Source organism: Winogradskyella ouciana (assembly GCF_965284585.1).
GTDB classification, from domain to species: Bacteria; Bacteroidota; Bacteroidia; order Flavobacteriales; family Flavobacteriaceae; genus Winogradskyella; species Winogradskyella ouciana.
Genome location: NZ_OZ260095.1, coordinates 638,595 through 657,433, shown reverse-complemented (window position 1 = coordinate 657,433; position 18,839 = coordinate 638,595). Strand labels below are relative to the sequence as shown.

General features: G+C 35.2%; 21 protein-coding genes. 4 read left to right on the top strand and 17 right to left on the bottom strand.

Translation table 11 applies throughout. The features are described from left to right. Positions 1 to 726, top strand: a complete 726-nt coding sequence (locus ACQ65V_RS02970) for a metallophosphoesterase family protein (RefSeq protein ID WP_430466818.1) — start codon at positions 1 to 3, stop codon at positions 724 to 726. Positions 727 to 734: 8 nt separating this feature from the next. Here the strand turns inward: ACQ65V_RS02970 and ACQ65V_RS02965 are convergent, their stop codons facing one another. The 11 genes from ACQ65V_RS02965 to ACQ65V_RS02915 all read right to left on the bottom strand — a co-directional run bounded on the left by ACQ65V_RS02965 (position 735) and on the right by ACQ65V_RS02915 (position 9,351). Next, the gene (locus ACQ65V_RS02965; RefSeq protein WP_430466817.1) at positions 735 to 1,154 is read right to left on the bottom strand and encodes a hypothetical protein; all 420 of its coding nucleotides are present in this window, start codon (positions 1,152 to 1,154) and stop codon (positions 735 to 737) included. Beyond that, positions 1,154 to 1,831, bottom strand: coding sequence for a DUF433 domain-containing protein (locus ACQ65V_RS02960; protein ID WP_430466816.1), 678 nt, complete (start codon positions 1,829 to 1,831; stop codon positions 1,154 to 1,156). The genes ACQ65V_RS02965 and ACQ65V_RS02960 overlap by 1 nt, the downstream gene beginning before the upstream one ends. Positions 1,832 to 1,919: 88 nt before the next feature. After that, a complete protein-coding gene (locus tag ACQ65V_RS02955) occupies positions 1,920 to 2,609 on the bottom strand; it encodes a TIGR04283 family arsenosugar biosynthesis glycosyltransferase (protein WP_430466815.1) in 690 nt (229 codons plus the stop codon). Positions 2,610 to 2,759: 150 nt separating this feature from the next. Beyond that, positions 2,760 to 3,671, bottom strand: a complete 912-nt coding sequence (locus tag ACQ65V_RS02950; RefSeq protein WP_430466814.1) for a DUF547 domain-containing protein — start codon at positions 3,669 to 3,671, stop codon at positions 2,760 to 2,762. Continuing rightward, entirely contained in the window at positions 3,668 to 4,549 is an 882-nt protein-coding gene (locus ACQ65V_RS02945; protein WP_430466813.1) for a sterol desaturase family protein, read from the bottom strand. The genes ACQ65V_RS02950 and ACQ65V_RS02945 overlap by 4 nt, the downstream gene beginning before the upstream one ends. Positions 4,550 to 4,628: 79 nt before the next feature. Further along, on the bottom strand, positions 4,629 to 5,597 hold the full coding sequence (arsM, locus tag ACQ65V_RS02940; protein ID WP_430466812.1) for an arsenosugar biosynthesis arsenite methyltransferase ArsM: 969 nt from the start codon (positions 5,595 to 5,597) through the stop codon (positions 4,629 to 4,631). A 287-nt stretch (positions 5,598 to 5,884) separates the two neighbouring features. Further along, the gene (locus ACQ65V_RS02935) at positions 5,885 to 6,700 is read right to left on the bottom strand and encodes a purine-nucleoside phosphorylase (protein ID WP_430466811.1); all 816 of its coding nucleotides are present in this window, start codon (positions 6,698 to 6,700) and stop codon (positions 5,885 to 5,887) included. Continuing rightward, a complete protein-coding gene (locus tag ACQ65V_RS02930) occupies positions 6,693 to 7,322 on the bottom strand; it encodes a TIGR04282 family arsenosugar biosynthesis glycosyltransferase (protein WP_273291039.1) in 630 nt (209 codons plus the stop codon). Before ACQ65V_RS02930 ends, ACQ65V_RS02935 begins: the two co-directional genes overlap by 8 nt. Continuing rightward, a complete protein-coding gene (locus tag ACQ65V_RS02925) occupies positions 7,315 to 7,854 on the bottom strand; it encodes a rhodanese-like domain-containing protein (RefSeq protein ID WP_430466810.1) in 540 nt (179 codons plus the stop codon). Before ACQ65V_RS02925 ends, ACQ65V_RS02930 begins: the two co-directional genes overlap by 8 nt. Positions 7,855 to 7,872: 18 nt before the next feature. After that, positions 7,873 to 8,934, bottom strand: a complete 1,062-nt coding sequence (gene arsS, locus ACQ65V_RS02920) for an arsenosugar biosynthesis radical SAM (seleno)protein ArsS (protein WP_430466809.1) — start codon at positions 8,932 to 8,934, stop codon at positions 7,873 to 7,875. 81 nt (positions 8,935 to 9,015) lie between these two features. Further along, positions 9,016 to 9,351, bottom strand: a complete 336-nt coding sequence (locus ACQ65V_RS02915) for an arsenosugar biosynthesis-associated peroxidase-like protein (protein WP_155088269.1) — start codon at positions 9,349 to 9,351, stop codon at positions 9,016 to 9,018. Positions 9,352 to 9,531: 180 nt separating this feature from the next. On the opposite strand from ACQ65V_RS02915, the gene xdhC reads away from it, so the two are divergent. Genes xdhC through ACQ65V_RS02900 form a run of 3 tightly spaced genes read left to right on the top strand, consistent with a single transcriptional unit; the run spans position 9,532 to position 11,802 of the window. Further along, positions 9,532 to 10,323, top strand: coding sequence for a xanthine dehydrogenase accessory protein XdhC (xdhC, locus tag ACQ65V_RS02910; RefSeq protein ID WP_430466808.1), 792 nt, complete (start codon positions 9,532 to 9,534; stop codon positions 10,321 to 10,323). Then, entirely contained in the window at positions 10,313 to 11,320 is a 1,008-nt protein-coding gene (locus ACQ65V_RS02905) for a hypothetical protein (RefSeq protein ID WP_430466807.1), read from the top strand. Before xdhC ends, ACQ65V_RS02905 begins: the two co-directional genes overlap by 11 nt. Continuing rightward, a complete protein-coding gene (locus tag ACQ65V_RS02900; RefSeq protein WP_430466806.1) occupies positions 11,317 to 11,802 on the top strand; it encodes a nucleoside-triphosphatase in 486 nt (161 codons plus the stop codon). The genes ACQ65V_RS02905 and ACQ65V_RS02900 overlap by 4 nt, the downstream gene beginning before the upstream one ends. A gap of 44 nt (positions 11,803 to 11,846) precedes the next feature. Here the strand turns inward: ACQ65V_RS02900 and ACQ65V_RS02895 are convergent, their stop codons facing one another. From ACQ65V_RS02895 to ACQ65V_RS02870, 6 genes are all read right to left on the bottom strand, one after another. Next, a complete protein-coding gene (locus ACQ65V_RS02895; RefSeq protein ID WP_430466805.1) occupies positions 11,847 to 12,221 on the bottom strand; it encodes a hypothetical protein in 375 nt (124 codons plus the stop codon). Positions 12,222 to 12,338: 117 nt separating this feature from the next. After that, complete coding sequence (locus ACQ65V_RS02890) at positions 12,339 to 12,725, bottom strand: hypothetical protein (protein WP_430466804.1); 387 nt, start codon at positions 12,723 to 12,725, stop codon at positions 12,339 to 12,341. Continuing rightward, the gene (locus ACQ65V_RS02885; protein ID WP_430466803.1) at positions 12,726 to 15,062 is read right to left on the bottom strand and encodes a xanthine dehydrogenase molybdopterin binding subunit; all 2,337 of its coding nucleotides are present in this window, start codon (positions 15,060 to 15,062) and stop codon (positions 12,726 to 12,728) included. After that, positions 15,055 to 16,464, bottom strand: a complete 1,410-nt coding sequence (locus ACQ65V_RS02880) for an FAD binding domain-containing protein (protein WP_430466802.1) — start codon at positions 16,462 to 16,464, stop codon at positions 15,055 to 15,057. Before ACQ65V_RS02880 ends, ACQ65V_RS02885 begins: the two co-directional genes overlap by 8 nt. Positions 16,465 to 16,749: 285 nt before the next feature. Then, a complete protein-coding gene (locus ACQ65V_RS02875; RefSeq protein ID WP_430466801.1) occupies positions 16,750 to 17,223 on the bottom strand; it encodes a nucleoside deaminase in 474 nt (157 codons plus the stop codon). A 67-nt stretch (positions 17,224 to 17,290) separates the two neighbouring features. Then, positions 17,291 to 18,745, bottom strand: a complete 1,455-nt coding sequence (locus ACQ65V_RS02870) for a membrane dipeptidase (protein ID WP_430466800.1) — start codon at positions 18,743 to 18,745, stop codon at positions 17,291 to 17,293. Positions 18,746 to 18,839 lie beyond the last annotated feature (94 nt).

Genomic DNA, 18,839 nt, shown 5'->3' with positions numbered 1-18,839 from the left:
ATGCGGACATTAGCAATTGGCGATATTCATGGAGGACTGAGAGGTTTAACCCAACTTTTAGAACGCGCTAAAGTTACCAAAGATGATAAACTCATCTTTTTAGGTGATTATGTTGATGGTTGGAGCGAATCTGCACAAGTCATTCAATATTTAATAGAACTTTCAGAAAAAAATGAATGTGTGTTTATAAAAGGCAACCACGATATTTGGTGCGAAAAATGGTTACAGCATGGTACGGCGCCACCAGTTTGGTTATACCATGGAGGAAAAGGCACCATTGAAAGTTATAAAGATTTTTCAAAAGACGACAAACAAAAGCATTTAGAGTTTTTTCAGACTATGCCAATGTACTATATAGACGATCACAATAGGCTGTTTGTGCATGCGGGTTTTACCTCAATGCACGGTGTAAAGGAAGAAAAATTTGAACAAAGCTTTTGCACGGACCGTACACTATGGGAAATGGTGCAGACTATGGATAAGCGTATAAAAAAAGACGCAGATAATTACCCAAATCGATTAAAGCATTATTCTGAAATTTACATCGGTCACACACCAACCTTGCGCAGTCACAGTTACGAGCCGATGAATAAAGCCAATGTTTGGAATGTAGATACTGGTGCAGCATTTACAGGTATGTTGTCTGCCATAGACATTGATACAAAGGAAATTTTTCAAAGTGATACATTGCCCAAGCTTTATCCAGATGAGGATGGTAGGAATTAAATAGGATTTTAATCTAAAAGTTCAAAGTGTAACTGTTTAGAGGTGCATCTGAATGCAAAAGGTCGTTTGGTTTTTGAAGATAATTTTTTTATTTCAGGCCATCTTTTAATTAACTGCATTGTCATTTCCCAAAATGAAAAACCCTTTTTGGATGGTGCTTTCATAAAGAAAACTCCTAAGCCATATTTAATATATAAATCCCTTTGGTGTCGTGTGGTCTGAATTCTCAAATCTTGAGTGATAACAATTGCACCTTCTTTACCTGCAATTGGAATCCAATCTTCATCTTGAACACCTCTGCCAAATCTATCTTGTATGGAAATAACCTTGTATCGATTTTTTTCTTTTAAATTCAAGTGTTCTTGAATTAAGTTTAGGCTTTTTGCCAATTGAGGTGCGAAATTTTCATCAATATAAATTATTGTCATCAAGCAGCTTTTTTACAAAATGCTATTGCATCTTTGACTTCGTTTATAGTAATTGAATAAGTCGATGCAATGAATTTTATTGGTTCCTCTGCTAAATGAAGTTGGTAGATTGATTCTGGGTAAATGTTTGTACCTTGAATAGTAGGCAAACCTAACTTGTAATTCGGGTCAACTACAATACTTTTTTCTTTACCTAAAGGCCAGAGTCTTGTCGCTAAGTTGCCATTGTCAAAATCTATTTTGTTAGCGAAAGCTTTAATAAATTTTAGATTTAACTGTTTAGAAGAATCTAAATTGATTATATCTTTATTTTTGAACTCAAATAATACATTTTTACCAACACAATTTATTCCATTAATAACATCTGAATTTGCAAAAGGGAAGGGTGTAGCAAATATTTCTGATAATTCTGTATGGGCTTTTAAAATATTTCTTGTTGATATACCAGTTTCTTTTAATTGAAAAAAAATATAAAATTCAATTAAAGTGTGGAAACTAACAGCCTTAGATTTACCATCAGACCATGAATATTTACTCCCTAATTCTTCTGCAAACCTTTTATCCCAATACTCATTCAGTAATCTCTGAACTTTGTAATATTTTAGATTTAGGATTTCAGCTAAATCAGGAACAGTGTATATCCCAATACCTATTTCAGACTTATTTTCGAAACTCATGACGTTTTAAGTAGCTCTTAAATGTGTGTTGCTAAGATACTTTAATAAATAGAAAAAATATTTAAATAAATACTAAAGGTTTATTTTCCTAACACAAATGCCTTTTATAATAAGCCAGCATCTCATCTGCTGAAGCACCAAACCATTTCTTCACATAGATGGTCCAGAAGTGATATTGCACTTTCCAGACACCATGTTTATCATACATCCTAGCTGAGGTTTTTAGCTTTTTATTGATAACTACAAATTCATTGCGAGCGTAGAGTTCATTAATTAAAATGTTATCTTCATAAATAATGTAATTTTCGTCATAACCACCTATTTCATCAAACAAAGCACGTGTTATAAATTGACTTTGGTCACCACCTCTACATGCACGGCAACTGAATTGCGTTAGCCAACTTGCTAATCGTAACCACCAATGGTTACTATCAAATTGAAGTCTAAAGCATCCTGCATTATTACCTTTATGGACTTCGTCAATAATAAATTTATCATATCTGTTTGGAGGAAAAGAATCGGCATGTAGAAAATATAGAATATCACCTTTAGCATGCTTTGCTCCGAAATTCATTTGTTTGGCTCTTCCTTTTTCTGAATCTAAAAGCACAATGTTTAAATCGAGAGATTTAACAATGTCTTTAGTATTATCAGTACTTCCGCCATCAACAACTATAATTTCTGAAATTGAATTTAACGACGCGTTATCAATTAAATGATGGAGTACATCTTTAATGGTTTCAGACTCGTTTAAAACAGGAATTATAATGCTTATCATATAGTTACTTACGGAAATATAGTTTGGTCAGTTTTAGTTCACTAGTTTAAATATTGTCATGCTGAATTTATTTCAGCATCTATGATTTAATGAGATTCTGAATCAAGTTCAAAAATCCCAGATTCGAGGTAATTAATGACAAGCTAATGTTTAATCATTCAAATCCCAATTATAATCTTTATAACTTTTTTTTGCAGATTCTGAAATGGTAACAGTAGTATATTGGTTCAGAAAATCAATTAAACTTCCATTTTGCTCAAAGTCTTTTTTAAACCACTTAAAGATTTTGGATAGTTTGATTTCATCTTTTGAAATTTCATTTTTTGAAGTGTCAGCTAAAAATTCATTAGTGGCATTGGTTAATTGCTCTTCAAGTTTTGATGCTGTAAAGGCTTCATTTTGAAGTTTAGGACAAGACACGGACGCACAAACAATGGCAAAATGAATACGTGGCTCGTCCATTTTACGTAACATTTCATGCTCAATATCATTAAGGTTATACCATTTGTCACCAAACTGCCATAAGCGTTGGTCCCAAGGGTCTTTAATGTCTTTTATGCTTTCTGTTGGATAATTACGAAGAATTAAATCTACAGTCAAGGCGTTGTAAGCGTTAATCCAATAGGCAAGTAATTCGTTTTGGGGTCTTTCTTCTACCAGATTTCTTTTTTCATATGTAATTTGAAGTATTCTGATATATCCCAATAGATCTTTATGGTCTTTTTTAAAGCCTGAATAGTTAATCTTTCCATCATCTGAAACATGTTTTTCTAAAAGTTCATCCCATAGTTGGTGCTCAGTCAAAAAGCGTTTTGATACTTCTTGATGAATTGACAAATCTTCAGCTTCATAATTTGTTTTGATCTCAACCTGTGTATTTTCAATTTCTTCAACTTCCTCTTCTCTTAAGTTTTCAATTTCGACTACATTTTCACCCGAATTAGGAACTTCCTTAACCACAATAACTTCCATTGCTTGTTCGGGTTGAGATTCAACAGTATTTTTTGCACCACAACAAGCGCTGGTTAATATTGCAACTACTAAAATTGAAAGGTATTTCATTTCTTTAATGGATATAATTCTTGATTTAAAAAATCCTTAGGAAAGGTTTCATCTCCTTTAAAACCCAATTCAATATCCCTTCCGTCGTGCGGCACATGAGCAGTTTTAAAAAGATAATCCCAAAGACTTAATGTTAGTCCATAATTAACACCATACCTTACATGTTTGGGTAAGGCTTTGGCATGGTGCCAAATATGCATTTTAGGATTGTTGAAAATGTATTTTAAAACGCCGTAATCCCATCCCAAATTCGCATGATTTAAATGCCCAATAGCAATCGTAAAGAAATAAACTATGGCTACGTCTTGCGCATCAAAACCACCAATAAGCGCTATCGGAATATAAAGCAGTGACTTGTAAACCACAGGCTCCATCCAATGATAGCGTAAGTGTGCGGCAAAGCCCATTTCTTTTACGGAGTGATGCACTTTATGGAAATTCCAAAGCCAAGGCACACGATGTAGTAGACGATGTGTATTCCATTGTACAAAATCAGATATCAGGAAGAAAATTAATAAGCCCAGCCATTGCGGTAAATCATCGACATCAAAAAGCTGAATGTCAGAAAGCGATAAACCAACTAGACCTAAAACATCATTAAATAGTTCTGAAGCAGTATTGGATAAAGCAATGAGGACGATGAGATTTAGTAAAAAGAAATTGAAAAACATGTAAAAAGTGTCTAGCCAAAAGTCTTTTCTAAAAATAGATTGGTTTTTTCGCCAAGGAAAAGCGATTTCCAAAACCCAAACCAAAAGTGAAATTATAATAAGACCGTAAAAAAAGTTATCCCAATGGTTGAGGTCAATGAGCTCGTATTTGAGATAATTCCAGTAATCGGAATAGGATTTTTTGAATATGTCTATGTACTTTTCCATCTGTCATTCCTGCGAAGGCAGGAATCTCTATTATTAAATTCAAAGTGGATTCCTGACTTCGCAGGAATGACAATGTAGTCTAACAACACCCTCCACCATCATAATGATAGGTAGATTCACTGATAAAAATATCGTCTCTTCCTAAACTCGCCAAAGCACCAGCAGTCTTATCACAAATCGCTAATGGTTGATTTTTCAACAAAATATGACCAGCGTTATCATCTATGTAATCTTCATCACCAAAGTAAATGGCTGCTTTTCCTGTAAAAACACAAGGGCCGTCAGCAGGCATTGGATCTTTAATTGCAGCAACTTCTATTGATTCTATATAGATTAATTCATCTGTATTATAATGCTTAGGATCTAAAATTCTATACGGTTTACGTGCTCTTATTTCAATAGTACCAAAACCAGCATCAGTTAATGCTTTTACATATTCAGCTATTGGTAAACTACCACTTAAACATAATGCACGTAATCTATCGTCATTTCGTAGCTCATCATTCATAGGCTGCTCACAGGTTGGATCGCTCATCACCAAACGACCATGTGGTTTTAAAACACGATACATTTCTGCAATAGCTTTCTTCAAATCTTCAGCCTTAAAAATGTTGAACAAGCAGTTTTGAGCTGCAACATCTATACTATTGTCTTCAACAGGAAGATTCATAGCATCCCCTTTTTTAAGCTCTACAAACTCTGATTTAAACCAATCGTTTTGCTTTTCAGCGACTTTAAAATTTTTGCGTGAGGCCTCTAACATTTCATCAACCACATCAACTCCAATAACTCCACCTTTTTGCCTGTTGAAATATGAAAATTGTAATAATTCCATACCACCTCCAACGCCAACATATAGCATTTTTGGGTTATTGGTTAAATCTCTTGCATGTACAGTAGAACCACAACCGTAGTTCATCTCTTGCATTATTCTTGGGATTTTTAATCCTGGTAATTCCCAAACAGGGTTTGTAGTGCAGCATAAGCCAACATCTGGTGTTAGTGCAGCTTCTTTGTAAAGGTCGTTTGTAGCTTCTAAGTAACTCATAATTTTGTCATTCCTGCGAAGGCAGGAATCTCATTTTAATTAATATGCATTTTCTTTTTTTCGTTGTTCATTTTGTCTTGATACAAAACGAACCAAAAAATCATATTGAAATGAGGAATTTTTCTTTCGTTCTCACGAAAGAAAACCAAAAATAAAATCTAAATTTTTTCCAAGGCTTCAAAAATTCTTAACGATTTAATTTTTATATTCTGCATTTCAATGGTCAATTCAAAGAATTGATTTGGGACTTGAATTTCGACTTAATAAAATCAAAATCCCATTATTTTTTATGTCAAACTCTTAATAAGTTCCTTAAAAAGAGTAATCATATTCGGCTCAGCTTTTACAGCCATGGCAATAATTTCAGTAATATCTACTGGTTTAAGGTTATCTGGGTCGCATTCATCCGTTAAAACTGACACAGCGGCCACTTTTAATCCTAAATGGTTGGCAACTATAATTTCAGGAACGGTACTCATACCAACAGCATCAGAACCAATAATTTTTAGCATTCTATATTCTGCACGTGTTTCAAGCTGTGGGCCAACGACACTTGCATACACTCCTTTATGAAGGGTTATATTGTGTTCTTTGGCTATGGACTCAAACTTTGCGTTTATCTCAGGATTATATGGTGCACTCATGTCCGTAAATCGCTCACCCAATTGCTCTACACCTTTAAATGCCAAAGGAGAGCTTCCTTGCAGATTAATATGATCATCGATTAACATCAACTCTCCTTTTTTGAAATCTAAATTTATGGCGCCAGCTGCATTAGAAACCAATAAGGTTTTTATGCCAAGTTTTTCCATAATCCGAACAGGAAATGTTACATCTTGTAATGTGTAGCCTTCATAAACATGAAAACGTCCTTGCATCACCACTACTTTTTTTCCACCTAAATTCCCATAAATCAATTTGCCTTTATGAAATTCTACGGTTGCTGTTGGGAAATTTGGGATATGATTATAACTCGCTTCGGCAATGATGTCAATGTTATCAATCAACTGCCCTAAACCAGTACCTAGAATGATACCAACTTCTGGATTTTCAAAACCTTTACTTTGAAGGTATTCTGTACTTTCAATAATAAATTTAATCATTAAGCTGTTGTATTTTTTCTTGTAGTTTTTGATTGTTTTTATAAAAGTCTGAAGCGATTAAATCGTCATAAGTATCAATATCATTGAGGGTTTCAAGAATCCCCACTTTAGTTTGTTTTTCTTGTAATTCTTGAAGTGTAAGTTCTAATAGGTTAGCTTGACTCCAAGGTTTGTTTTTAAAGATTAATTCTTCCATTTTAGACATTCCGACAAGATAATAACCGCCATCTTCCGCAGGTCCGAAAACCACGTCATTAGTTTTCAATGCATCAAGACCATTTTCAATATGAGTTGAATTGATATCTGGCAAATCAGAACCAATCAACACAATTCTTTTATAACCAGATTGAAAGCCATCCTTAAAAGCATTGAGCATGCGCTCACCTAAATCAACACCATTTTGAGCAGTTTTAAATTCATTTGGCCATTGCGTATCCACCACAGCATTAGAAAAATAAATACGTTTGTCTATATCTAAAGCTTCCGTTGCTTTTTCTGTGATTTTAACCAGTTCTGAATACACCTCAAAAGCACCATAGTCGCCAATGGTTTTGGCGAGTCGAGTTTTTACGGTTCCTAATTTTATGTTCTTTACAAACACAATGACAAGTGCATCAGTCATATATCTTATTTCCTTTTAATAGCCATTTGCTCCATACTTTGGAAAAGGCATGAATATTATCTGTTTTACCTTCGGAATCATAAACCGAAAAGTCATTGTTTTTCCATTCAAAAATACCACCAAATAAATTATAAACGTTAGTGTAACCAGCTTTTTGGAGCTGCTCTGCTATGTCTTCTGAACGAATACCTAATGAACAATACACGATGATGGTTTGTTGTTTGTCATTAAGTTGTTGTGTTGTTTCTTCTAAGTTAAAGTCGTTATAACCAATATGTATGGCATCCTTTATATGACTAACTTCATATTCTGCAGTTTCTCTAGCATCCAAAAGCACAGCTTCCGTTTTGGGCATTGCCAATTCTTGAACTGAGATATATGGTACAGTTTCAGAATTATGTCGTTTCAACAACTCTGTAAGCGTTTCTTGAGCATTTACTATGGGAGAAAAACAAACGCATATAATTAGAGTGAGATTTCTCACATGAGTTTGAAATGACAAATTAGTTCTATTTTTAACTGCTAACTGCATACTGCGACTGTTTACTTATTATGCCACACTCCCTTGACAACTACTTCCTGCACCAGCCGTACAACCGTAACAATGTTGAGAAATTACAATATTTCTACCTTCAAGTAGGTCCTCGTTATATTCTGAAATGTGTTTTACTTTACTATTCACAGGCAATTCTAACATCTGATTAAAATCGCAATCAAATAAATACCCATCCCAACTTACAGAAAGCGTATTGGTACACATTACATTCTCTACTGCAGCAGGATTGTACGCTTCCACTAACTGATACATATAATCTTCATAGTTTTCTGAAGCTATTAAATAATCCAAGAAACGTGCAATTGGTAAATTCGTTATAGCAAATAGGTTATGAAAATGAATATTGAAATCTTCTAATAAAGCCTTTTTAAAATCCTTCTCCATAGAGGCTTGGTCTCCTGGTAGAAAAGCTCCTGAAGGGTTATAAACTAAATCTAATCTTAAATCAGAATCTGGCATGCCGAAACCTCTGTCATTAAGTTCTTGTAAGGCTTTTATGGATTTATCAAAAACACCGTCCCCTCTTTGTTTATCCGTTTTTCCACGTGTCCAATGTGGCATTGAGCTCACAACATGGACGTTGTGTTTTTTAAAGAAGTCTGGTAAATCGTAATACTTTTTATTTGCACGAATAATAGTAAGGTTGGAACGTACAATGAAGTCTTTAATTCCAGCTTTTGCGGCTTCTTCAACAAACCATCTAAAATCAGGATTCATTTCTGGCGCACCACCAGTTAAATCCAAAGTATGTGCTCCAGTATTTTTAATGACCTCTAGACATTGACGCATGGTATCGCGTGTCATAATTTCTTTTCGGTCTGGACCAGCATCAACATGGCAATGGTCACAAACCTGATTGCACATATAGCCTACATTGATTTGAAGAATTTCGAGCTTTTTAGCTTTTAAGGGAAACTGATTAGTTTCAGAAATCTTTTTCTTAAACGTTGGCAATTCACCATTTTGAAAAATTCCATTAGAGAGAATTTCAAGTTGTTTGTTGCTTTTCGCTAGTTCGCTTCCTTGTTTTTTTAGGGATTTTGTTGCTGTCGCCATTAATCTGTTTCGGGTTTGTTATGCTTATTTAATTTTATGCGTATTGATTTTTCCCCTCAGGGGAAATAAAAAGGGGCTTTTTTATCCGTCTAATTTATTCACTTTATTCATCATTTGTACACCATGCACTAAAGTTGCTCCGCTTTTTATAGCAGCACCAACATGTATGGCTTCCATCATTTCTTCTTTAGTAACACCTCGCTGAAGCCCGTCTTTGGTATAGGCATCGATACAATATGGACATTGTTCCGTATGTGCAACTGCCAAAGCAATAAGTGATTTTTCGCGAGCAGTTAATGCTCCTTCTTCAAACACTTTACCGTAGTAGTCAAAGAATTTATTGCCGAGTTCTTCACTCCATTCCGTGATATTTCCAAATTTTCTTAAATCTGCTGGGTCGTAGTATGTTTTAGACATTTGTAAAGTGTTTCAGTTCGTTATATTACCTACGTAATTTTTAGGTATTGGGTTTTAGGTCGAAAAATAAACCCAAACTTAACAGAAAAATAAGGAGAATGCTAATTTATTTTAAGCAGGTGTACTCTGGATGGTTTACACTAAAAAACCTTACTTTTAGTTCTTCTTTTTCTAAATAAAATGAAAAACTGGATAGAACTTTTATCAGAATTTAAAGAAAAGCGACAACCTGTGGCTTTGGTTACCGTAACCAAATGCTCAGGCTCAGCACCTTGCGTGGTATCTTCGCGAATGATTGTTACTGAAGATAAATCTATTTTTGGTACCATTGGAGGCGGAAAATTAGAATATAAAGCCATTGATCAAGCCATAGTGGCTTTAAGGGAAAACAGAATCATTGAATCATCGTACACTTTAGGACCAGATTTTGCTCAATGCTGTGGAGGTGTTGTAGAATTTATAATAGAACCCATGAATCAATCACCAGAATTGCATCTCTTTGGTGCAGGACACATCGGAACCGAAATCGCCAACCTTCTTGTAGGGACACCTTTTAAAGTAAAACTGATCGATTCGAGACCTGATTGGTTTTCTGAGTTTGATATTCATGAAAGTATAGAACAATGCCAGGTAAAAGAACACGATTTTAAAACTTTTAGGGACACCATCACTTGGGGAAAGAATTGCTATGTGTTGGTGTTGACGCATAACCATGCTATAGATTTTGATATTGTCGCCATGGCATTGGAAAATGAAACCAAATATTTAGGTTTAATAGGCAGTAAAACCAAAAAAGCACGCTTCAATAATATGCTCATAAAAGAAATGGGAATTGAAGATGGCATGAAGAATGTGGTTTGCCCAATAGGATTGCCAATAGGTGGTGATACTCCAAAAGAAATTGCAATTAGTGTTGTGGCACAATTGCTTCAGGTGCATTATAATTCTACTGTTTCTACAGATGAAGAATAACAAATTAATCATTGATAGATTGACTGCCCTTTGGGCATTAAACGAGTCTGGTTTAGGGGGTTTTTTGCATGTTTTTAGTACGCCTTTCACAGGATTGATCGTTGGAGGAATTGCAATTTTATTGATAAGCTTAATTGCCTATTATGCCGAAAACAAATGGCAAGCCATATTAAAAGCGCTTGTTATTGTACTAATTATAAAAATGGCTGTAAGTCCATATTCACCTTTTGGAGCCTATGTTGCTGTGAGCTTTCAGGCCATATTTGGAGCGTTTTTGTTTTCTAACTTTTCTTGGAAAGGTGCAGCGATTATCGTTTTGGGAATCGTCACCTTTTTAGAATCAGCACTTCAAAAATTACTGATATTGACCATAGTTTATGGCACAGAAGTTTGGGAAGCCATTAATATTTATGGGAAGTGGGTGCAAACTAAATTGAATTTTGTTTCAGAAACCACCACATCGACTTTCCTCATTAGCCTGTATCTGATTGTCTATGGAGTTTGTGGATTGCTCGCAGGCATTTTTATCAGAAAGATTATTAAAATAATATCAAAAAAGAAGGAAAAGAATTTTTATTTAGACACTCAGTTAGACGCTATTAAAACTGGTAAGAGCAAAAGGGCTTTCAAAACGAAAGTGATTTGGCTTTGGTTGATTACGGTAGCAGTCATCGTTTTAGCCTTTTCATTTTTCGGCGGAGACTTATTTGGTTGGCAAAAAGCAGTTTACATTTTAATGCGAAGCTTTTTAATTCTGATGCTTTGGTACTTAGTTATTGGTCCTTTTCTTTTAAAAATGGTTCGTAAGTATTTAAACAAAAAAGAATCGCATTACAAAGAAGATATTACTAATGCCATGGATTTGTTTCCGTATTTCAGACAGATTATTTCATATACTTGGAAAGACACCAAACATCTAAAAGGTTATACACGCTTCAAACATTTTATGGCAGATAGCATTTCTAATTGTATGCATTTTAAAGTGCCTTCAGAATGATTTATATTTTAACTGGCGATATTAGAACTGGTAAAACAACTGCACTTTTAAACTGGATTGAAGGTAGAACAGATGTTGATGGTGTGTTGTGTCCCGATGGTAAGAATGGAAAGCGTTATTTCTTGGAAATAAAACCTAAGGAAGAATTTGAACTTGAGGTCGAACTCGAATCTGAAAAGACCATAACCATTGGACCTTTTCATTTTCTGAAATCTGCTTTTGAAAAAGCTAATGAATTTCTAATAACATTAAGTGCTAAAAATGAAAGTCAATATCTTGTTATTGATGAATTGGGAAAGCTAGAGTTGAAGAATACAGGCCTACATGATTCAGCTAAAGTTTTGATTCCAAAATATGAAAAGAAAAAAGACCATCATTTAATTCTCGTAGTTCGTGAATCTTTGTTTGATGATATTTTGGAACATTATAATATTTCTGAATATTCTGTTTTGAAAAAAGATGGCTTAAGATTATTTGATTAGACCTAACAGGTTTCAAAAACCTGTGAGGTCTGAGCTTTGGCTTGTCAACCAAAAAAAGTCTCACTCAAAGCATAATAAATCGCCATTAAAGCTGAAAATATAGCACTTCCCAAAAACCGCCATTTCAACTTAAATCGATTCTGAATGATATAATTGGCGATAAACGAAATCAAAATATTAGCTAAAAATGACCAAAAAGCAATTTCCAATATATTCCAACCAATAACATCAAACTGACCAGAAAATAGTTTAATAAACAGTAAATGTCTGGCAATCCATAGTGGGTTAAAATATAAAATAGCTAATGCGGTTTTGGTTAATGTGGCTTTTATACCTTTTAAAAATTGTGTCTTACGTACAATCCAATCAAAATAATTAGGAATTTCAAAGGCATAAACTGTTGCCCCTATAAACATCATTCCTAATAAGCGTGTAAAGGAGAATTCATCTAATAAAAGTGCAGCAATAGTGTCACCAGCACTGTAGATTAGTGCGCCTTTTAGGATGTTATGTTTTTTGTAATGAAGTGTGATAAGTTATTTTTTCATTTTAGCTTTAAAATTATTCCAGTCCAACTGAAATTCAGCTGAGTCAATAGGTTGAGGGTCAAAATTTTTATAGTCGTCTAACTCTAAGTTGTTATCTGTCCAAAATCCATAGTTTTCAGCTAAGGGCATAGCAACAATAGGTTTTCTATTTTTGTCAAGACCTATTTCTCTCCATGTTGTATTTTCGTTTACATCGTATTCAACTCTCCAGAACTTTACTTCTTCTATCAAATGGTCAAAATCTGGATTCCCATTTGGCAAAATAGCGGTCAGAATTTTATCCAAAGTATTCTCTATTAATTTTTGAAACTTATTTGATTCAGGAAATGAACTTCCTTTTGGGTGCTCAAACTCAATGTATATTTTATTTTCCATTCATTTAGTTGGTCTACTTTCATACAATCCCATCAAAACCTTCTCTGGTGTCATCGGTGCATGAAACTTTAAATCGTAATTAGGATTAAAGGTTTTAATCGCATTCTGAATCGCGAAATAAGCACCAATACCATACATTAGTGGTGGTTCGCCTACAGCTTTTGATTTTAGTATTGCCAATTCATGACCCTTGGTTTCTAACGGTACAGTTTCCACAATCTTCGGTACCGAAAATATATCTGGAATCTTATAGGTTGATAAGGCGTTTGACAATAGTTTTCCATCGTCGTTATAAGCAATTTCTTCCATAGTCATCCAGCCAATACCTTGAACTAGAGCACCCTCAACCTGACCTAAGTCAATGCCTTTGCTCATGCTTTTTCCATAATCATGAACAATTTTAACCGAATCAAATTCATAAGTGCCACGCGTACAATCTACCGTTGTAGTGATGATGGCTGTGCCATAAACATGATAGGCAAATGGATGACCTTTTTCTTTGGTTTTATCAAAATGAATTTCTGGTGTGGCGTAATGCGCATTTTCAGTCAGAGCCACACGCTCTAGCATGGCCATACTGATGAGTTGCGTCCATTCTAGTTGCGTCTTTTTAGCTTTAATATATACGAATTCATCTTTTAAAGTGATCTGTTCAGGTGTAACCTTGAGGTATGTGGCTGCAACAGTTTTCAGTCGTTTTAATAAAGCGTTACAGGCTTTTAATGTAGCCTTTCCGTTTAAATCTGCCGTTGAACTTGCTGCAGAAGGTGAGGTGTTGGCAACGCGAGTGGTATTTGTGGTTTCAATTTTAATTTTTTCAATAGGAACAGAAAACACATCAGCAGCAATTTGCATCATTTTTGTGTTGACACCTTGTCCCATTTCTACGGCTGCGGTACTTATGCCAACGCTTCCATCAAGATAGATATGAACCAAAGCACGCGCATGATTCATTGGTGTATTGGTAAACGAAATGCCGAAACAAATAGGCATCAATGCCATGCCTTTTTTAAATGCTGAGTTTGAATTGTTGAATTCTTCAACTTCACGCTCTATGGCTTCGATGTTATAAATCGACGTTGCCGATTCCCACGAGTTTTTAGCTTCCACTTTTTTAGCAATTTGCCCATATGAAAACACATCGTTTTCATCTAACAAATTAGCTTCTTGAATGGCTCTTGGTGTCACTCCAATGTCATGTGCTGCTTTTGCAATCGCAGACTCAATTACAAACATGCCTTGTGGACCACCAAAACCACGAAATGCTGTATTTGGTGGTAAGTTGGTTTTACAACTCGCTACAGTAACATTGACATTAGGGACGTAGTAACTATTCGTTGCATGGAATAAGGTGCGCTCGGCTACAGCAGGAGATAAATCGGCTGCTGCACCAGCATTTTGCAGAAATTCAGCTTCGTAAGCTAGAATCTTCAAATCTTTTGATAATCCGATTTTATAAGTGCTTTCATAAGGGTGACGCTTACCTGTCATACGTAAATCGTCATGACGATTGAGTATCAATTTTACCGATTGATTCAAATGGTAAGTCGCCAAAGCAGCCATGACAGCCCAAGGTGTGGCTTGGTCTTCTTTTCCGCCAAATCCACCACCAAGTCTTGTTACATCCACTTCAATTTTGTGCATAGCCACTCCTAAAACTTGTGCTGTTGTTCTTTGTACTGCAGTAGGACCTTGTGTTGATGAAGTGATTTTTATAGTTCCGTTTTCCAACGGTTCGGCATAAGCACCTTGTGCTTCAATGTATAAATGTTCTTGACCGTTTGAGAAGGTTTCACCTTCAAAAACATATTCACAATCCTTGAACGCTTTCTCAGGATCTCCCAATACAAATGAACGTGGTTTTGTAATGAGACTTCCTTTTTCTTTGGCTTGTTTCCCTGTGGTAATAACAGGAAGTTCTTCAATTTCAATCTCGATTAGATCTCTTGCTTTTCTGGCAATGAATTCCGTTTCGGCAACAATCAATGCGATTGGCATTCCCCAAAAATGGACTTCGTCTTCTGCAAACAATGGTTCATCAGGTATAATGCCACCAATCTGGTTTTTTCCGGGAATGTCTTTATAGGTAAGAATACGTTCTACACCTTCCAACGCTTCGGCTTTAGAATAATCAACAGACTTTATTTTTCCATGTGCTTTTGGCGAATCAAAAACCACGGCATGAAACGTGCCTTGTCTGATATTAACATCATCTACATACAAGGATTCACCGCGAACATGCGTATAGGAATCCAGATTCTTAATACTCTTTTTTAAAGCAATAGAAACAGCATCTAGTTGAGATTCCAATTCGTTATTTGATTTGTTTTTATGCATGTTGAACAAAGTCGTTTAAGATGAATTGCTTTGGGAACAGTTCCGTAAAATGGGCAAAGAACAGCTGTCTTCCCAGTAAGCGTTTATAGTCGCTTGACCCACGAACATCACTAATTGGTGAAATTTCATTTTGAAGTATATCACTGGCTTCCAAAATGATTTCTGAAGTCAATGATTTTCCGTTTAAAAATGCTGAGGTTTTGTACAAATATTTAGGAATGGCTGCAACACCACCAATAGACACATGAGCCTCTTGGATTTTTTTGTTTTCTACAGAAATATGTATTGCAGAATTTACACTCGCGATATCTAAATGGGTTCGCTTGCAGACTTTTTCGAAATTGAAATATGAATCTTTTGTTGGGAGTTTAAAGCTTATGGTTTTGATAAGTTCTCCATCCTTTAGATCATAAGTTTTATAATCTTGATAAAATTCCTTAAGCGGCAACTGTCGTTCTTTGCCTGCAGGATTTATAATTGTGATTTTGCTGTTTAAGGCTAAAAAGAAAATGGTCATATCTCCAATAGGTGACGCATTAACCAGATTGCCGCCAAAGGAAGCCATATTTCTAATTTGCTCTGAAGACACCAATTTCAGATGCTTTTTTAAGTTGGAGAAATAGCTGTTGAGTTTTGTATGGTTCCACAAATCTGTAACTGTAGAGTTTGCGCCAATGTTGCAAATTCCATTATTGATTTCAATACCTTTTAAAAAGTTTTTTTCCTGAATAAGATGTACCGAATTGTCAATTAAATTATCGGCTTGTTGAACATATAAATCCGTTCCGCCAGCAACATATTTTCCTTTGGGTTGGTTAAGGTCTTCAGCTTCGATTTCCTTTAAACGTTGCGGAATATCTTCAAAATATTCAGGAATAAATCCGTTTTCAATCAACCATTTTAAAGAATTTTTTTCTTGATTTTCAAGTTTTTCTACCACTTGGTATGCTGCTTTTTCAATAGATTTATAACCCGTACATCTACAGATGTTACCACTGATAGCATCAAGAGCTTTACTGTAATTTTTATCAGAATTTGAGATTGCAAAACCAGTAAGCGCAACAACAAAACCAGGTGTGCAAAATCCACATTGGGTGGCATAATTGGCTTTCATGGCTTCTTGAGCAGTGGTTAATTTGTTTTTTAGGTTTGTGCCTTCAACTGTGACTATATGTTTGCCATGCGCATTTCCTAAAGGTGAAATGCATGAGGTGATACTTTGGTAAGTAATGGTGTCATTTTCTAGAGTTCCAACTAAAACTGTACAAGCTCCACAATCGCCTTCGCGACAACCGATTTTGGTTCCTGTGAGACGTTGTTCGTAGCGTACAAAGTCTAGTAAGGTCATCCCAGAATTGGCTGAGGCTGTTATTGTTTTATTATTTAATATAAATCGTATCAATATTCTAATTTGTTTTTCTGTTCATTTTGTCTTGAAACAAAACGAACCAAAAGTTCAAAACGATTTGTTAGGAAGTTACTCACTAATTTCTATCGTTTATTATTGAGTTCGTGAATGCAAAGCATTTGCTAAAGCACCTTTCGCTTTCAAAGCTACATGCTTGAAGCTGCGCTTCGCAGTTCCGCTTTTTCGCTCTTTATTTCTGAAAATCGTTGTTTCCGACTATGTCGGAATTTGGGTGTTGCATTTTTGCTATTTTTCGATTTAACCCAAATTCAATGTTTGTTAATATTCAGTCTTATCCTCTTTCTTAGCCCATTCTTCAAATGGCTCCAAAGCAATCTCTCTCGCTAACTGCTCAAAAGGGATGCTTCGTTTTTCGTATGGCAAAGGAATTTCATTATAGATAAACTCATCGTCAAAGCCAATGTTGGCTGCATCTACTTGATTACTTCCGTAATACACTTTATCTGGTCGTGCCCAATAAATTGCGCCTAAGCACATTGGGCAAGGCTCGCATGAAGTGTAAATTTCACAACCATCCAATTGAAAGGAACCTAAGTTTTTACAAGCATCTCTAATGGCGGTCACTTCGGCATGTGCTGTTGGGTCGTTGGTTGAAGTGACTTTATTATTACCTCTGCCGACTATTTTTCCATCTTTTACGACGACGCATCCAAAAGGGCCTCCTTCGTTGTTGTTCATTCCTTTTAAAGCAGCGTTTACTGCTTCTTTCATGAATTGTTCTTTTTTATTCATTTATATGATTTCTTTCAATTTTTAAACCCATCCCTAACTCTTCCTGAAGAAGGGAATACAATTTAGGTTATTTAAAGTTATGTTTCAAAAATTCGTTTGCATTTATAAAAAGTAAGCGATCAATGATTTCTTGTGCTGAAATTTGATTTTGAGCTTGTAATTTTGATCCGTTTTCTTTCAAGTAATCCTCGGCTTTTTCAATCAAGTAAGGTTTAATGTCTGCTATGTTTTCTGCTGTCCAAAGCCCTTTTATTGGATTTATTATACCATCGAAATCTGAGCCAATAGCCACAGTTTCCCAACAAAATAACCCGTTTTTATCTAAAAGTTCTGCGATGTGTTGGACCTGGTTCCAGATTAATTCCGATTTGTTTCTTGAGCGTCGTTTTTTACTAGGCCAGTAAATGCGAGAGCTTCTTATGGCTTTTTTGCTTCCAATGCGTCGTTCGTCCAATTGCAATCCAAAAATACCTTTAGATTTTGCAATAAGCAGGATTTCAGAATCATAAAAATTGACATCAATATCGCTAAATGCTTTACTGAGTTTTGAATCTGATTTGTCCCATTCTACAATACTGCGTTTTCCATTTACAGCTCCGTGACTGACTATTATTGGAATATTTTGACTGGCATATTTGGTATCTAAAAGTTGGTAATAGGTTTTTCGGGATGCAGTGCTCATGTGTTTGACGTCAATCAGTATGCGCTTTCCTTGTGAATTGTTTAGTAGTTTATCAATGACCTTAAAGCCCAATTCCGTTATGTCTGAATTGAGTCCACGGTTTTGTTGTTTCTTTATTAAACCTATGCTAATACTTCTGGCATGTCCGCAGATTTCATTATAAAAATGATGCGCCAAGGTGATAAAAAATGGTTTGTGTTCCCAGTTTTTCACGGTTTCGATATTGTTTAAAACCGTTGTTTCATCTGCTGTGTTTTTATCTCTGTGCAATCCGGTTTCAAAGGCGTGTGCTCCTTCAATGGTGTTGACTACACTAATTATTTTTCTTGTTTTAGTTGAACTATTGATGTTGTTTTCAATATCAACATAATTGTTGACCAGTCTATAGGTAAAGGTGATGCCATCAATAATTTGAGCCATGTTATGCAATTGCATGTAGTAGTTGTATTCGTCCTGTAAATCTTGAAAATAACTATTGTGATTCCGTAAATTATCAATTCGTTTTTGGCTTACACCAGCAGCAAGATTCACTAATAAATCAGGTATAAACTTAAAGCCCAACATCTTTTCCTTTAGGAAATGTTTTTCAAAAGGATAGAGCGACATCACTACAATATTGCAATTGGCTTTTGCCAAGGTGGTCATATCGGTTTGTGTGAATTTCGTTAAAGTGAGCAATCGGCTAACTTGGCGCTCCAGAAAATTAGGTGGACTGTAATGCCATATCGAATTTTTTCTACCGCTATTAAGGTGATTCTGTTTTTGTGGTTGGTATTTAAAGCTCTTGCCATATGGCTTTAAGGAAGGATGGCAATGTAAATCTATGTACGAAGGCTTCATACTTCTAAAATACGTATTATTCTAGAATTATCATTTGTCTTTGAAAACCAAAAACCCAACTCAATTGAGATGGGTTTTTGGTTTTTATGAATAC

Coding starts and splice junctions, on each gene's coding strand:
- ACQ65V_RS02970 (WP_430466818.1), top strand. CDS start 1: ATGCGGACATTAGCAATTGGCGATATTCATGGAGGACTGAGAGGTTTA.
- ACQ65V_RS02965 (WP_430466817.1), bottom strand. CDS start 1,154: ATGACAATAATTTATATTGATGAAAATTTCGCACCTCAATTGGCAAAA.
- ACQ65V_RS02960 (WP_430466816.1), bottom strand. CDS start 1,831: ATGAGTTTCGAAAATAAGTCTGAAATAGGTATTGGGATATACACTGTT.
- ACQ65V_RS02955 (WP_430466815.1), bottom strand. CDS start 2,609: ATGATAAGCATTATAATTCCTGTTTTAAACGAGTCTGAAACCATTAAA.
- ACQ65V_RS02950 (WP_430466814.1), bottom strand. CDS start 3,671: ATGAAATACCTTTCAATTTTAGTAGTTGCAATATTAACCAGCGCTTGT.
- ACQ65V_RS02945 (WP_430466813.1), bottom strand. CDS start 4,549: ATGGAAAAGTACATAGACATATTCAAAAAATCCTATTCCGATTACTGG.
- arsM (WP_430466812.1), bottom strand. CDS start 5,597: ATGAGTTACTTAGAAGCTACAAACGACCTTTACAAAGAAGCTGCACTA.
- ACQ65V_RS02935 (WP_430466811.1), bottom strand. CDS start 6,700: ATGATTAAATTTATTATTGAAAGTACAGAATACCTTCAAAGTAAAGGT.
- ACQ65V_RS02930 (WP_273291039.1), bottom strand. CDS start 7,322: ATGACTGATGCACTTGTCATTGTGTTTGTAAAGAACATAAAATTAGGA.
- ACQ65V_RS02925 (WP_430466810.1), bottom strand. CDS start 7,854: ATGCAGTTAGCAGTTAAAAATAGAACTAATTTGTCATTTCAAACTCAT.
- arsS (WP_430466809.1), bottom strand. CDS start 8,934: ATGGCGACAGCAACAAAATCCCTAAAAAAACAAGGAAGCGAACTAGCG.
- ACQ65V_RS02915 (WP_155088269.1), bottom strand. CDS start 9,351: ATGTCTAAAACATACTACGACCCAGCAGATTTAAGAAAATTTGGAAAT.
- xdhC (WP_430466808.1), top strand. CDS start 9,532: ATGAAAAACTGGATAGAACTTTTATCAGAATTTAAAGAAAAGCGACAA.
- ACQ65V_RS02905 (WP_430466807.1), top strand. CDS start 10,313: ATGAAGAATAACAAATTAATCATTGATAGATTGACTGCCCTTTGGGCA.
- ACQ65V_RS02900 (WP_430466806.1), top strand. CDS start 11,317: ATGATTTATATTTTAACTGGCGATATTAGAACTGGTAAAACAACTGCA.
- ACQ65V_RS02895 (WP_430466805.1), bottom strand. CDS start 12,221: ATGATGTTTATAGGGGCAACAGTTTATGCCTTTGAAATTCCTAATTAT.
- ACQ65V_RS02890 (WP_430466804.1), bottom strand. CDS start 12,725: ATGGAAAATAAAATATACATTGAGTTTGAGCACCCAAAAGGAAGTTCA.
- ACQ65V_RS02885 (WP_430466803.1), bottom strand. CDS start 15,062: ATGCATAAAAACAAATCAAATAACGAATTGGAATCTCAACTAGATGCT.
- ACQ65V_RS02875 (WP_430466801.1), bottom strand. CDS start 17,223: ATGAATAAAAAAGAACAATTCATGAAAGAAGCAGTAAACGCTGCTTTA.
- ACQ65V_RS02870 (WP_430466800.1), bottom strand. CDS start 18,745: ATGAAGCCTTCGTACATAGATTTACATTGCCATCCTTCCTTAAAGCCA.